General features: G+C 70.9%; 8 protein-coding genes. 5 read left to right on the forward strand and 3 right to left on the reverse strand.

The annotated features are described in order from the left end of the window. Nucleotides 1-120: 120 nt before the first annotated feature. From EDC50_RS02020 to EDC50_RS02030, 3 genes are all read right to left on the reverse strand, one after another. Nucleotides 121-2,991, reverse strand: a complete 2,871-nt coding sequence (locus tag EDC50_RS02020; protein ID WP_123768793.1) for a glycosyl hydrolase 115 family protein — start codon at nucleotides 2,989-2,991, stop codon at nucleotides 121-123. 156 nt (nucleotides 2,992-3,147) lie between these two features. Beyond that, nucleotides 3,148-4,134 (reverse strand): endo-1,4-beta-xylanase, encoded by a 987-nt coding sequence (locus EDC50_RS02025; protein ID WP_425477890.1) that lies wholly within the window; start codon nucleotides 4,132-4,134, stop codon nucleotides 3,148-3,150. Between the two features lie 34 nt (nucleotides 4,135-4,168). After that, on the reverse strand, nucleotides 4,169-5,476 hold the full coding sequence (locus EDC50_RS02030; RefSeq protein ID WP_123768795.1) for an MFS transporter: 1,308 nt from the start codon (nucleotides 5,474-5,476) through the stop codon (nucleotides 4,169-4,171). 365 nt (nucleotides 5,477-5,841) lie between these two features. Between EDC50_RS02030 and EDC50_RS02035 the strand changes: the two genes are divergently transcribed. The 5 genes from EDC50_RS02035 to EDC50_RS02055 all read left to right on the forward strand — a co-directional run bounded on the left by EDC50_RS02035 (nucleotide 5,842) and on the right by EDC50_RS02055 (nucleotide 14,252). After that, nucleotides 5,842-8,775, forward strand: a complete 2,934-nt coding sequence (locus tag EDC50_RS02035; protein ID WP_123768796.1) for a TonB-dependent receptor — start codon at nucleotides 5,842-5,844, stop codon at nucleotides 8,773-8,775. Between the two features lie 85 nt (nucleotides 8,776-8,860). Beyond that, on the forward strand, nucleotides 8,861-10,339 hold the full coding sequence (locus EDC50_RS02040) for an MFS transporter (RefSeq protein WP_123768797.1): 1,479 nt from the start codon (nucleotides 8,861-8,863) through the stop codon (nucleotides 10,337-10,339). 25 nt (nucleotides 10,340-10,364) lie between these two features. After that, nucleotides 10,365-11,378, forward strand: coding sequence for a glycoside hydrolase family 43 protein (locus EDC50_RS02045; protein WP_123768798.1), 1,014 nt, complete (start codon nucleotides 10,365-10,367; stop codon nucleotides 11,376-11,378). After that, nucleotides 11,368-12,198: an aldose 1-epimerase gene (locus tag EDC50_RS02050; RefSeq protein WP_123768799.1), complete on the forward strand. Its 831-nt coding sequence runs from the start codon at nucleotides 11,368-11,370 to the stop codon at nucleotides 12,196-12,198. Before EDC50_RS02045 ends, EDC50_RS02050 begins: the two co-directional genes overlap by 11 nt. A 74-nt stretch (nucleotides 12,199-12,272) precedes the next feature. Further along, on the forward strand, nucleotides 12,273-14,252 hold the full coding sequence (locus EDC50_RS02055; RefSeq protein WP_123768800.1) for a SurA N-terminal domain-containing protein: 1,980 nt from the start codon (nucleotides 12,273-12,275) through the stop codon (nucleotides 14,250-14,252). Nucleotides 14,253-14,299 lie beyond the last annotated feature (47 nt).

A 14,299-nucleotide genomic window follows, 5' to 3' on the forward strand; every position in this document is an offset into this window, starting at 1 on the left:
GAAACGAGTGCGTCATTCCCGCACGAGCGGGGCTTGCGGGCCGCGCAGCGCGGGCCCAGGCCGTCGAACCGCCTCCGTGCGGTCTTCCGCGATCCTCGCAAACGCGCAGGGAGGAGCGGGTCATCGCCGCAGGCTCTCCGGCGGACCGAGGTAGGAGGGCCGCAGCGGCTCGCGCACGACCTCGATGCGCTGGAACGCCACGCCGGGATCCACGCGCCACAGCTTGAGCGTCCGTGCGCCGGCGCGCACGCGGTGGCGCGACACGGCGACGTGGACGCTGTCGCTGACCGCCCGTTCCCAGGCGCGGAAGTCCGCGTGGCCGGGGGTCGGATCCAGCTTCATGGCGACCATCTGCGGCGCCTCGTCGTCGATCGAGACGGCGTAGCGCAGGCCCTCGCCGCCGCGGAAGTCGAGGCTGGGCGAGAGCGTCACCCGCACCTCGACTTCGCCCGGCGCGTGCAGCCACAGCGGGTATTCCAGGCGCGCGCCGTCGCCGCCCGGTTCCTGCGGCGGCGCGGTCGCGGGCAGCGCGACCACCGCCGACAGCGTGCGGCCGAGATGGGGGATCGTGCGCCAGGCCAGGCCCGGCGGCGCGAGCGCGCGGGCGTAGTGCCCGGCCTCGATGGCGATGTGGCCCTCGCTTTCGACGAAGCCGCTGGCGCGCTCCAGGTCCGCCGGCACGTGCACCGGCACGTCCACGCGCACCTCGGTGCGGTCGCCGCCGAGCAGGAACACGCTGGCGCGGTGCCGGCCGGGCGGCAACCGGCGCCAGTCGACGTCCACGCGCAGGGTTTGCTCGTCGCGCACCTCGCCGGCCGTGGACGACAGCTTCAGCCACGGCTGCGAGGCGTGGGCGGTGTACGACACCGGCGCGCGGCCGCGGTTGAACAGCACGATCCGGCGCGAAGTCGCGGCGACCGGATCCATCGTAGGCAACCGCGCCCGTTCCAGCAGCACCGGCCAGCCGCGCTCGTCGCCTTCGACGGCCACGCCGAGCACGCCCCGGTCGGGCACGTCCACCCGCGCCAGCGGCGGCAGGACGTTGCGCTCCGGCTGTTGCCAGTGGGTGTAGCCGATCCGCGGCTGCGACATCATGTGCGGCCACTTGCCGCCGGCGATGCCCTGCTCGTAGAGGCGCTGCAGTTCGGCGTCGCGGGCGAACAGCCGCTGCACCTCGTCCGCCCAGGAATTGGTCGAGGCCCGCCGCTGCGCCGCGTACGCGCGGTTGCGGGCGAGGGCGACGTAGAGCCTGTTGAGATTGCCGCTGGCGAGGATCGGGTACTCGACCAGCTGGAAATAGGCGTCGTGCCACGCCCGCGGCAGCCGCGCCTTCACCTCCAGCGCGCGCCCGGCCAGCGCCTCCCACCCGGCGACCACGCGTTCGGCCTCGTCGAAGTTCGCCAGGCTCCAGGTGTCGGCCGACAGCAGCTCCGGCTTGCGGCGCGCGTTGTATTGGGTGTAGCGGGTCAGCAGTTCGCCGATCTCGGCGGCCTGGGCAGGGCCGAACTGCTCGGCCGCCCACCGCGCGGGGTAGTCCCGCAACCGCTCCAGCGTCATCGCCTCCGGATTCCAGGCCTGGTCGAGGAAGAACGCGATCGGGAACTCCATCGGCTTGAGGTCGCCGACGTTGACGATCCACAGCCGGTCCGCGCCGTAGGCCCAGGCCAGGCCCATCTGCTCCCAGACGCGCTCGATCTGGGTGGTGTTCAGCCACTTGTAGTTGCGCGGACCGCCGACGTAGTCGAAGTGGTAATAGACGCCGTAGCCGCCGGTTCGCGGCCGGTCGCCGAGCCTCGGCAGCCGGCGGATGTTGCCCCAATTGTCGTCGGCGAACAGCAGCGTGACGTCGTCGGGCACGCGCATGCCGGCGTCGAAGTAGTCCTGCACCTCCTTGTACAGGGCCCACACCTGCGGCGTGCGTTCGGCCGGCCGGCCGGTCACGTCCGCGACGATGCGGCGCTGGTCGGCGACGATGCGCTCGAGCAGGCCGATCGCGGTGTCCTCCGCCATCGGCTCGTCGCCGTCGCCGCGCATCCCGAGGGTGACCACGCTCTCGTAGCCGTTCATGCGCTCGATGCCTTCGCGCCAGAACCGCTGCAGCGCGGCGGCGTTCTTCGCGTAGTCCCACGGCCCCTTGCCGTAGCGCTCCCATTCCACGTGGGCGCGCATCATCGGTTCATGGTGCGTGGTGCCGATGACGACGCCGTACTCGTCGGCGAGCTTCGGGTTCAGCGGATCGTCGTCGTGGAAGGCGCGGCCCCACATCGCCGGCCAGAGGTAGTTGCCCTTCAGGCGCAGGATCAGCTCGAACACGTGCTCGTAGAAGCGGTGGTTCGGGCCGCCGAACTTCGCCTTCATCCAGCCGCCGAGCGCGGGGTCCTCGTCGTTGAGGAAGATGCCGCGGTAGCGCACCCTCGGCGCATCGACGAAGCGGCCGGGGGCGACGTGGAGCGCGTCGCGCCTGGCCACCGGGACGTCGGCCCACCAATGCCAGGGCGAGACGCCGATGCGCCGCGACAGCTCGTACAGGCCGAAGACCGTGCCGCGCTTGTCGCCGCCGGCGATCAGCAGGGCGCGGTCGATGCCGGGCAGCGGGCGCTCGATCACCTGCAGCAGGTGCGCCTCCCAGCGGCCGGCCACGTCGCCGGTTTCGAGGCCGCGCTCGCGCACGATGCGGTCCACCAGCGCGCTGTGGCCGAGGGTGCCGGCGATGATCGCGGTGCGGCCCGCGGCGCCGGGTTCGTGGACCAGCGCGGCGTCGCGGCCGGCCACTTTCGACAGGTCGTCGCGCAGCTCGCGCGCGGCGCGCAGCACGCCGGGATGGTCGCCCTCCGCCACGAGGATCGAGACGGGGCCGCGTGCGTCGATCAGCGGCAGCGCGCGGGCGACCGCGCGTTCGCAGACCGCGGCCGGCGCGGCGCAGCCGGTCCCCGCATGCAGCGGCGCCGCGGTCGTCAGGAGGAGCAGGGCGAGCAGGGGTGCGATGCGCATGTCGTGGTTCCGGATGGGGGGTTCGACCGCGGAGGGAGCGTGTCCGGTCCTTGCGGGCTGGGGACAACCGGCCGCTGCGAACGGCTCGCGCCCCGCGCCCCGGCCTCGCCGCGGCAAGCGGCGCGCGTCCCTCCGTCTCCGGTGGGGGGGCGCTTGCTATCGCGGCGCCGGGCCGTTCACGCCGCGCACGTAGCCGCGCAGCCAGGCCATCGCCGGGCGTTCGCTGCCGTCCTTGCGGATCAGATAGGCGCGTTCCTTGTCGCGCCACAGGCCGGGGCGGAACCCCCACAAGGTGATGCCGGCGACGGCCGGGTGTTCCCAGAACACCGGGAACACGCGCTGGTAGTCGCGCAGCTGCTGCGCGTCGGTGAGGCCGTCGATGTCCAGTTCGGTCACGTAGATCGGCAGCCCGGTCTCGGCCAGCAGGTCGAGGCTGGCCTGGTGCACCGACATCGGCACGTCCGGCGTCGTGGCGAAGGCGTGGCCCTGCACGCCGATGCCGTCGACCAGGTTCTCCTTGCGCAGCAGGTCGATGATCCCGCGGTAGCGCTTCGCGTCGGCCGGCGTGTTGGTGATGCTGTAGTCGTTGATCAGCAGCTTGGACTTCGGGAAATGGCGCCGGGCCATGCGGAACGACTCGAGGATCCAGTCCCAGCCGGTGGCGCCGGCGCCGCCGAGCGCTTCGACGTAGTGGCCGCCGCCTTCGTCGTCCTTGGTCGGCGGATCGTGCAGCGGCTCGTTGACGACCTCGACGAAGTCGAGCTCGGGATAGCGCGCGGCCACCGCCGCGAACCATTCCTCGATCTCCTCGCGCTGCTCCGCCGGCGGCAGCGCCTCGATCCACTCCGGCTGCTGGTTGCCCCAGACCATCACGTGCATCTGGAACGGGAAGCCGTGCTGTTTGGCGAAGCGATAGGCGGCGTCGAGGCCGCTCCAGTCCATCACGTCGCGGACCTTCTCGACCTCGCCCCACTTGCCGGCGTTCTCGGGCGTGACCTTGTTCCAGTAGCTGGCGAAGCCCTCGACCTGCGACGGGCCGTGGATGCCGCCGAGGAACTTCTTCTGCCCGGCGGCCAACGGCGCGCCCTGCGCCTGCGACTGCAGCGGCAGCGCGGCGAGCGCCGCGGCCAGGACCGTATGCATGACTTTCATCCATTCCCCTCCGGACGGTTCGCGATCAGACGTCGTGCGGTTTTTCTTCGAGCCGCGCCGGCTGCAGCCGCGGCACCAGCAGGTGCACGACGAGCAGCGCGAGCAGGTAGGCGATGCCGGCGATCAGGAACACGCGCGCGTAGCTGCCGGTGGATTCGAGCTGGGCGCCGGTGAACAGCGACATCGCCATGCCGCCGACCGCGCCGGCGAAGCCGCCGATGCCGACCACCGAGGCCACCGCATGGCGCGGGAACATGTCCGACGGCAGGGTGAACACGTTGGCCGACCAGCCCTGGTGGCCGGCCATCGCCAGGCCGATCAGCGCCACTGCCAGCCACAGGTTGTCGATCTGCGTGACCAGCGCCACGGGGGCCACGCACAACGCGCAGGCGAGCATCGCCCCCTTGCGCGCGCGGTTGACGTTCCAGCCCCGCTTCAGGAGGCGCCCGGCCAGCCAGCCGCCGGCGACGCTGCCGACATCGGCCATCAGGTAGACCACGATCATCGGCGGGCCGATCTTGGCCAGCGACAGCTCGTATTCCGAGGCCAGGAACTTGCCGAGCCAGAACAGGAACAGCCACCACACCGGATCGGTGATGAACTTGGCCGCGACGAAGGCCCAGGCCTGGCGGTGGCGCAGCAACCGGCGCCACGGCAGTCTGGCGGTCGGCTCGGGCGGATCGCTGCGGATGTGGGCGAGCTCCGCGGGCGACAGCTTCGGTTGCTCCTCCGGCGTGCGGTAGGTGAGCAGCCAGGTGACCAGCCAGGCCACGCTGAGCACGCCGGTGCACAGGAACGCCGCCTGCCAGCCCCAGGCGGCGGCGACGATCGGCACCAGCAGCGGCGCCAGCACCGCGCCGATGTTGGAGCCGGCGTTGAAGATGCCCACCGCGAGCGCGCGCTCGCGGCGCGGGAACCACTCGGCGACGGTCTTGATCGCGGCCGGGAAGTTGCCCGCCTCGCCGAGCCCGAGCATGAAGCGGGCGAAGGCGAAACCGAGCACGCTCGCGGCCAACGCATGGCCCATCGCCGCGAGGCTCCACACGCCGATCGCGATCGCGTAGCCGATGCGCGTGCCGAGCCGGTCGATCACCGCGCCGGCGCAGAGCAGGCCGATCGCGTACGCCGCCTGGAACGCGGTGACGATGTAGCCGTACTCGATCTCGTTCCAGCCGATCTCGTCCTGCAGGAATGGCGCGAGCACGCCGAGCACCTGGCGGTCGACGTAGTTGATCGTCGTCGCCGCCAGCAGCATCGCGCACACGCGCCAGCGGTACTTGCCGATCCTTGTGGCCAGCGCGGCAGCAGCGGAAAGGGGCGCGGCGTCGTTCATGCGTGGGCTCGCTCCGGGTTGTTGCGCTGCGGAATGACCGCGCTTGTGTTACCGCTATCATTAGCACAGGCGAAACCGGGAAAGCCACCGCGCATGGGCGAATCGATGTTGCGCCGCAACAGCCTTGAATTCAGATGCGCGGCATACTCGCGCGGCCCCGCCGGCGTCCGGCGGACGCGGGCCTCGTGCGGCGCCGCGTTACGCCTATGAATGGTAGCGCTACCTTCGCGGACGGAGCCGCTGCGGCAGTGGAGTGTCGCGAACGCAGTACCTAGCCGGTGGGCGCGCGGCCATCGCGTCGGAGAACGCGGGCCGTGTGCCGCACCAGAACGCATCGAAAGCACATCGAGAGAACGGGAGGGGGTATGGTTCAGTTCCGCAGTGCAAGAACCGCGTTGTCGCGTGCCTTGGGTCTGGCTCTGCTCGGCATGGCGAGCGGGTCCGTGCTCGCCCAGGCGCAGGCGACGCGGCAAGAGCCGCAGCCGGCGCCGACGCCGGCGCAAACCCAAGCGCAGGCGCAGGCCGCCGCCGACGAGGCGACCAACCTCGACGCCGTGGTCGTGACCGGCTTCCGCCGCAGCCTGGAGTACTCGACCCAGGCCAAGCGCGACGCCACCGGCTTCACCGACGCGATCTTCGCCGAGGACATCGGCAAGTTCCCGGACCTCAACATCGCCGAATCGCTGAATCGCATCCCGGGCATCCAGCTCAGCCGCGACGTCAACGGCGAAGGCCTCAACGTCGCCATCCGCGGCCTGCCCAACAGCTTCACCAAGACCACGATCAACGGCGCCTCGGTCGCCACCGCCTCGATCGGCCTGGACGCGACCAACCAGAACCGCGAAGTCGACCTCAACCTGTTCCCGACCGAGTTCTTCACCCAACTCACCGTGAACAAGTCGCCCAAGGCCAGCCTGCTCGAAGGCGGCGTGTCGGGCGTGATCGACATGCGCAACGCCCGCCCGTTCGACAACCCGGGCACCCATTTCACCTACCAGCTGCAGGGCGAATACAACGACGTCAGCGAGAAGACCAGCCCGCGCGGCTCGTTCATCGGCAGCTGGACCAACGACGCGGGCACCTTCGGCGTGCTCGCCGGCGTCGCTTCGGTGAAGGGGCGGATCGGCGTGGAGGGCTACGAGACCATCGGCTGGACCAACCCCAACCTGACCAACGCGCAGTGCGGCAACGGCGGCGCGGCGGGCGGTTTCCCGGCGCTCGGCACGCCTTGCAACATGTACGGCGGCAACGGCTGGCGCATTCCGGACACGGTGCCGAACAACGCCTCCACCGTCGCCGCCGGCCTGACCCCGGGCCAGGCCATCGACCGCGACTGGCTGCTGGCCAACAATCCGGGCCTGAGCATCGAGCAGATCGGAGAGGCGCTGATCCCGCGCCTGGGCCGCCCGCTGCACATGTCCGGCGACCGCGACCGCGACGCCTTCCTGGCCTCGCTGGAATGGCGGCCGAACGACGCCATGCACTTCTACATGGACGTGCTGTACTCCGAAGCGCACCGCACCAACGACCGCATCGACGTGAACCTGATCGGCCGCAACGGCGGCATGATCCCGATCGACATGCAGGTCGACGCGAACAACGTGGTCACCAGCGCCACCTTCGCCAACGCGCAGTTCTTCCTCGAGGCGCGTCCCTACGTCGAGGACGTGAAGTACTGGTCGGTCAATCCGGGCGCGACCTTCTGGTTCGGCGACGAAGGCCAGGTCAAGCTCGACGTGCAGGCCAACGTCAGCCGCAGCTGGATGTTCCGCGAGTCGCCGACGATCGGGTTCAACTCGCCGTTCACCACGCTGCAGTACCGCAACGACGGCGACCTGCCGGCCTGGACCACGGACATCGACCTCAACGATCCGAACGCCGGCTGGACCTGGACCGGCGGCCGCCTGTGGGTGCAGAACGAGAAGCGCGTGACCGAGACCGGCGGCGCCCGCGCCGACCTGCAGTTCGGCGACGACGCGAACAACGTCAAGGTCGGCGTGGCCTGGGACCGCAACTTCCGCCGCATCCAGGGCTTCGGCGATACCGGCACCAATTGGCAGCCGTATGCGCTGTCGCAGGTGCCGGAGGCGGCCCTGGCGCAGTACATCCTGCCCGGCCCCGCCGGCTTCGTGACCGTCGACTTCGACCGTTTCATGGCCGATACCAACTACGCCCAGTACCGCGATGCCGCGGCGGAAGCCGACGGCCCGAACACCGGCGGTTCGACCGGCGGCTTCGAGGAGAAGAGCCTCGCCGGCTACATCGAATTCAACGGCGCCATGGACGTCCTGGATCGCCCGCTGCGGTTCAATGCCGGCATCCGCTACTTCAAGACCGACCAGGCCATCAGCGGCCGCGTCGGCCTGCCGGGCCAGAAGGTCTGGGAAACCCGCGAGAGCGACTACGACGACTACCTGCCGTCGTTCAGCGCGGCGTGGGACGTCGCCGACGACGTGGTGCTGCGCATGTCCGGCTCGCGCACCATGACGCGCCCGAATCCGAGCAACCTGCTGCCGGGCGACTACTTCACCGACATCTCCGCGCAGAACTACAACCGCGGCAATCCGGACCTGGTGCCGTACACGTCGACCAACTTCGACCTGGGCGGCGAGTGGTACACCGGCGACGAAGGTTTCGTCGGACTGACCTACTTCAACAAGCAGGTCGAGGGCTACACCTACCAGCAGGTCACCACCGTGCCGTTCGCCTCGCTGGGCGTGCCGTTCGACAGCCTGGTCGCCGATCAGCAGCGGGCGATCAACAGCCGCGGCGGCCCGGGCGCGGCGACGGTGAACGTGCAGCAGCAGGTCAACGCCGACGCCGAACTCGAGATCCGCGGCTGGGAGCTGATCTGGGTGCAGCCGCTGGATGTCGTGTTCGACGGCCTGGGCTTCATGGCCAACTACACCAAGATCGACATCGAAGCCACCGGCCGCGACGCCCGGGCGCTGTCCGGCAACGTCTACGGCATCGCGCCGACGATGTGGAACGCCACCGCGTACTGGGAGAACGACGTGGCCTCGGTGCGGCTGTCCTACAACTGGGCGGAGGGCGCCTACGGCACCGGCCCGAACCAGCAGGGTATCACCTACGCGCAGATCGTCGGCGAGGATCGCGGCCAGTTCGACCTGTCGGCCAGCTACACGCTGTCGTCGCTGCCCACCCGGCCGCAGATCACGCTCAACGTCATCAACCTGACCGGCGAGGAGCGGCGTTCGAACTTCTGGTGGCCCAACGCCGTCAACGACCTGTACGACCCGGGCCGCACCGTGATGCTCGGCATCCGCGGTTCGTTCTGACCCGCCGCCCGCGGCCCGCCCGGCGCATCGACGCCGGGCGGGCCGCGCCGTATACAAGACGCTCCCAACGCAGAACCGGCGGCCCATGAACCGAACCCAGGACTCCCTCTCCGTCACCGAAAAGCTCGGCTACAGCCTGGGCGACTTGGCGGCGAACCTGATCTTCCAGACCTTGGTCACGTTCCTGGCGTTCTTCTACACGGACGTCTACCGCATTCCGGCCGCGACCGCGGCCAAGATCATCTTCGTGGTCGGCCTGCTGGGCGCGTTCGTGTTCACGCCGCTGGTCGCGGTGCTGGCCGACCGCACCCACACCCGCTGGGGCAAGTTCCGGCCGTGGATCCTGTGGACCGCGGTGCCGTTCGGCGTGCTCTCGCTGCTGGCCTTCAGCACGCCGGACCTGGGGCAGGGCGGCAAGGTCGCGTACGCGCTGGCCACCTACACATTGCTGGTGCTGGTCTACGCCGCCAACAACCTGCCGTACTCGGCGTTGAGCGGGGTGATCACCGGCAACATGGCCCAGCGCAACAGCCTGTCGGCCTACCGCTTCGTCGCGGTGATGGTCGCGCAGTTCATCATCCAGGTGCTGCTGCTGCCCCTGGTGCTGATCCTGGGCGAGGGCGATCGCGTGCAGGGGTTCCACAACGCGATGCTGCTGTTCGCGATCGCCGGCACGGTGTTCTTCCTGGTCACCTTCCTCACCACCCGCGAGCGGGTGGTGCCGGCGCCGGAGCAGAAGTCCAGCATCCGCCAGGACCTGGCCGACCTGGTGCGCAACCGCCCCTGGTCGCTGATGCTGCTGGCGACGGTGCTGGTGTTCGTCACCCTGGCGCTGAAGGGTGGCATGTACGTGTACTACTTCAAGTACTACATGGACGAGGCCGCGCTGGCGGCGCTGCTGGAGGACATCGGCTTCAACCGCTTCATCGGCGGGCTGAACGCGGCGCTGACCGGCATGGGCCTGACCGGATTCCAGTGGCCTAAGGACGCGCCCACCTCGGCGCTGAGCCTGTTCAACGCCGGCGGCATCATTCTGATGATCGCCGGCATCGGCTTCTCCAAGCCGCTGGCGGACCGCTTCGGCAAGCGCAACGTGTTCGGCGCCTTCCTGTTCCTGTCCACGCTGTGCATGCTGGCGTTCTGGTTCTTCCCGCCGCAGGCGGCGGGCTGGGCGATGCTCGCGCAGGTGCTGCACGGCTTCCTGTACGGCGTGACCATCCCGCTGCTGTGGGCGATGGTCGCCGACGTCGCCGACTATTCGGAATGGCGGAATCGCCGCCGTGCCACCGCGATCATCTTCTCCGCCATCCTGTGCGGCCTGAAGGTGGGCCTGAGCGTGGGCGGCGCGCTGGTCGCCGGCATCCTGGCCCATTACGGCTACGACGCCGACCAGGCCGCGCAGTCGCCCGCGACCGTCGACGGCATCCGCATGGCGGTGAGCGTGTACGCCTCGTTGCCGTTCCTGGCCTGCGTGGCGCTGCTGTTCTTCTACGAGATCGACAAGGCGATGGAAACGCGCATCGAGCGCGAACTGGCGGCGCGCCGCGCCGGCCAGCCGGGTTGACCCACTCCCGCAGGACGCAATCCGCATGACCGACTACACCGACGACGAGCTGAAGGCGCTGGCCGCCCGGGCCATCTCCCAGCCCCTGGTCACCCACATCTACACCGCCGATCCGTCCGCGCACGTGTTCGAGGGCAGGCTGTACGTCTATCCCTCGCACGACATCGACGCCGGCATTCCGTTCGACGACGAGGGCTCGCACTTCGGCATGGAGGACTACCACGTGCTGCGCATGGACTCGCCGGAGGGCGAGGCGGTGGACTGCGGCGTGGCCCTGCACGTCCGCGACGTGCCCTGGGCCGAGCGGCAGATGTGGGCGCCCGATGCGGCGACCCGGGACGGCCGGTACTACCTCTACTTCCCGGCCAAGCGCGCCGACGGCCTGTTCCAGATCGGCGTGGCCGTGGGCGAGCGGCCCGAAGGCCCGTTCGCGCCCGAGCCGGAACCGATCGCCGGCAGCTATTCGATCGACCCGGCGGTGTTCCGCGACGACGACGGCGAGCACTACATGTACTTCGGCGGCCTCTGGGGCGGGCAGCTGCAGAAGTACCGCGACAACGCCTACGATGCGGCCCACGCCGAGCCGGCCGGCGACGCGCCGGCGCTGGGCCCGCGGGTGGCGCGGCTGGCCGCGGACATGAAGCGGTTCGCCGAGGCGCCGCGCGAGGTGGCGATCCTCGACGAACACGGCGTGCCGCTGCGCGCCGGCGACCACGCGCGCCGCTACTTCGAAGGGCCGTGGATGCACCAATACCGCGGCAAGTACTACCTGTCGTACTCGACCGGCAACACGCACTACCTGTGCTACGCCACCGGCGACAGTCCCTACGGCCCGTTCGTGTACCAGGGGCGCATCCTGGAGCCGGTGGTGGGCTGGACCACGCACCATTCCATCGTCGAGTTCGGCGGCAAGTGGTGGCTGTACTACCACGACGCCCTCCTTTCCGGCGGCGTCACCCACCTGCGTTCGGTGAAGGTGACCGAGCTGCGCTACGACGGCGACGGCCGGATCCTCACGATCCATCCCTATGGCGGCTGAGCGGGCGGCGGCCGTGCTCGCCAGCGACCCGCTGCCGCCCGGGGCGTTGTTGACCCTCGCCGACGGCGCGCTGGAGGTCGAGGTCGCGCCCGGCGCGGGCGGCCGCATCGCGCAGATCCGCCACCGCGGCGAGGCGCAACTGGTCGGCCACGGTCCGGCGCACGCGGCGGCGATCGCCTGGGGTTGCTTCCCGATGGCGCCGTGGGCCGGGCGCCTGCGCGGCGGCCGCTTCGCCTTCGAAGGGCGCGAGTACCGCCTGCCGGCCAACCTCGGCGAGCACGCGATCCATGGCGCCGCGTTCGTGCTGCCGTGGCGGGTCGAGGCGCATTCGCCGCGCCACGCCGAGCTTTCGCTGCGACTGCCGGAGGATGCGCGCTGGCCGTTCGGCGGCGTGTGCCGGCAGCGCATCGAACTCGCCGGCGAGCGCCTGGAACTGCGGCTGTCGGTGACCGCGGGCGCACGCGCGATGCCGGCGGCGATCGGCTGGCATCCCTGGTTCCTCAAGCCCGACCGGCTCGAATTCGCGCCGGACCGGATGTACCCGCGCGACGCGCTCGGCATCGCCGTGGGCCCGCCCGGGGAGCCGAAGCCCGGGCCCTGGGACGACTGCTTCGTCAACCAGCGCCCGGTGGTCCTGCACCGCGGCGCCCGCCGCCTCCGCCTGACCTCCGACTGCACGCGCTGGGTGGTCTTCGACGAGCCTGCGCACAGCACCTGCGTCGAGCCGCAGACCGGGCCGCCGGACGCGTTCAACCTGGAACCGGCGCCGCTGGCGCCGGGCGCGACCCGCACCGCCTGGTTCCGGCTCGAATGGCGCTGAGGGCCCCGCTCGCTCGACGGGGGGCGAGCGCGGCCCTTACACTGCGCGGCTGACCGCTTCGACGCACCCGGCTCATGCTGCAAAAACTCCGCGACAAGACCTCCGGCTGGATCGCCACGGTGATCCTGGGGTTGCTGATCATCCCGTTCGCCCTGGTGGGCGTGCAGGACTACCTGACCCAGCGCAGCGACACCTCGGTCGCGGTGATCGACGCGCCGCCGGCCTGGTGGCCCTCGGCCCCATCCTGGTGGCCGGTCTCGGTGTTCTGGGACCACGAGAAGATCAGCGTCGACGAGTTCCGCAACCGCTTCGAGCAGGAGCGCCAGCGCATGCGCGCGCAGCAGGGCGAGGGCTTCGACCCGCGCGCGTTCGAGAGCGTCGAGAACAAGCGCGCGGTCCTCGACCAGCTGATCGCCGCGCGGGTGCAGAAGATCGCCGCCGAGCGCGAGGGCATCGCGGTGAGCGACGAGCTGCTGCGCAAGACCCTCCAGGAGATCCCGGCGTTCCAGGTCGAGGGCAAGTTCGACCTCAACCGCTACCGTCTGGCGCTGGCCTCGCAGGTGCCGCCGCAGACCGAGCGCCAGTTCGAGCAGACCGTGCGCGAGGGCCTGCAGCAGTCGCTGGTGGCGATCGGCGTGGGCGAAAGCGGCTTCGTCGCGCCCGGCGAGCTGGACCGGCTGATCCGCCTGATGGGCGAGACCCGCGACGTCGGCCTGCTGACCCTGCCGCCGCCGGTGCCCGACGCGGCCGCGCCGGGCGAGGACGAGATCAAGCGCTGGTACCAGGCCCACCTGGGCGAGTACCGCGCGCCGGAGACGGTGTCGATCGAGTACGTGGAGATCGTCGGCGCCGCGCTGCCGGCGCCGCCGGCGCCGGACGAGGCCACCCTGCGCCGCCGCTACGAGCAGGAGCGCAGCCGTTTCGTCGAGCCCGAGCAGCGGCTGGCCTCGCACATCCTGGTGCGGGTGGACGAAGGCGCCGACGCCGCGGCGCAGAAGGCCGCGGAGCAGAAGGCGGCGAAGCTCGCCGAGCAGGCGCGCGCGCCGGGCGCCGACTTCGCCGCGCTGGCGCGCGCCAACAGCGACGACACCGGCTCCAAGGACGCCGGCGGCGACCTGGGCTGGGTCAGCAAGGGGATGATGGTCGGCGCGTTCGAGGACGCGCTGTTCGCGATGCGGCCGGGCGAGGTCAGCAAGCCGGTCAAGAGCGAGTTCGGCTGGCACGTGATCCAGTTGCGCGAGGTCAAGGCCGGCGCGCAGGAGAGCTTCGAGCAGGCGCGCGAGGCGCTGGCGCGCGAGCAGGTCGAGGCCGATCGCGAGCGCGCCGCCAGCGAGCTCGCCAGCCGCCTGGTCGATCTGACCCTGAAGAACCCGACCGCGCTGGCGCCGGCCGCGCGCGAGGTGGGCCTGCCGTTGCAGAAGCTGGGGCCGTTCTCGCGCGGCGCGGCGACCGGCATCGCCGCCAATCCGGCGGTGCAGCGCGCCGCGTTCTCGGAAACGCTGATCCAGGACCGCACCGTCAGCGACCCGATCGAGATCGCCCCGGGCCATACCGTGCTGATCCGCGTCACCGACCACGCGCCCGAGCGCGCGCTGCCGCTGGCCCAGGTGCGCGAGCGGGTGGTCGCGGCGATCCGCGCCGACCGCGCCGCCCAGGCGGCGCGGAAGGAGGCCGACGCGCTGCTGGCGCGGCTCCGGGCCGGCGAGACCCTGGAGGCGGTCGCGGCTTCGAAGCAACTGCCGCCGCCGCAGACCGTGCCGGGCGTGCCGCGCGGCATGCCGCTGCCGGACCCGGCCGTGTCCGAGGCGATGTTCGCGGTGCCGGCGCCGGCCGAGGGCAAGCCGTCCTACGGCAAGGCCGTGCTGGAGGACGGCCGCGCGGTGCTGTTCGCGGTGACCAAGGTGACCCCGGGCGACGCGGCGACGATGCCGCCCGGGCAGCGCGAGATGCTGCAGCAGCAGCTGGCCCAGATCCGCGGCGGCGACGACGTCCAGGCGCTGGTCGATGCGCTGCGCAAGCGGGTCACGGTCCACGTCAACGAGCGCAACCTCTGACCCGGCGGCCCGTGCCGCCGCGTCGGCGCATGCCCGCGGATGGGAAA

Source organism: Vulcaniibacterium tengchongense, from assembly GCF_003814555.1.
In the GTDB taxonomy this organism is placed as follows: Bacteria; Pseudomonadota; Gammaproteobacteria; order Xanthomonadales; family Xanthomonadaceae; genus Vulcaniibacterium; species Vulcaniibacterium tengchongense.

Bases quoted from the DNA above. Each gene is read 5' to 3' on its own strand.
- EDC50_RS02055 (WP_123768800.1), top strand. From the start codon at position 12,273: ATGCTGCAAAAACTCCGCGACAAGACCTCCGGCTGGATCGCCACGGTG.
- EDC50_RS02025 (WP_425477890.1), bottom strand. From the start codon at position 4,134: ATGCATACGGTCCTGGCCGCGGCGCTCGCCGCGCTGCCGCTGCAGTCG.
- EDC50_RS02050 (WP_123768799.1), top strand. From the start codon at position 11,368: ATGGCGGCTGAGCGGGCGGCGGCCGTGCTCGCCAGCGACCCGCTGCCG.
- EDC50_RS02030 (WP_123768795.1), bottom strand. From the start codon at position 5,476: ATGAACGACGCCGCGCCCCTTTCCGCTGCTGCCGCGCTGGCCACAAGG.
- EDC50_RS02020 (WP_123768793.1), bottom strand. From the start codon at position 2,991: ATGCGCATCGCACCCCTGCTCGCCCTGCTCCTCCTGACGACCGCGGCG.
- EDC50_RS02035 (WP_123768796.1), top strand. From the start codon at position 5,842: ATGGTTCAGTTCCGCAGTGCAAGAACCGCGTTGTCGCGTGCCTTGGGT.
- EDC50_RS02045 (WP_123768798.1), top strand. From the start codon at position 10,365: ATGACCGACTACACCGACGACGAGCTGAAGGCGCTGGCCGCCCGGGCC.
- EDC50_RS02040 (WP_123768797.1), top strand. From the start codon at position 8,861: ATGAACCGAACCCAGGACTCCCTCTCCGTCACCGAAAAGCTCGGCTAC.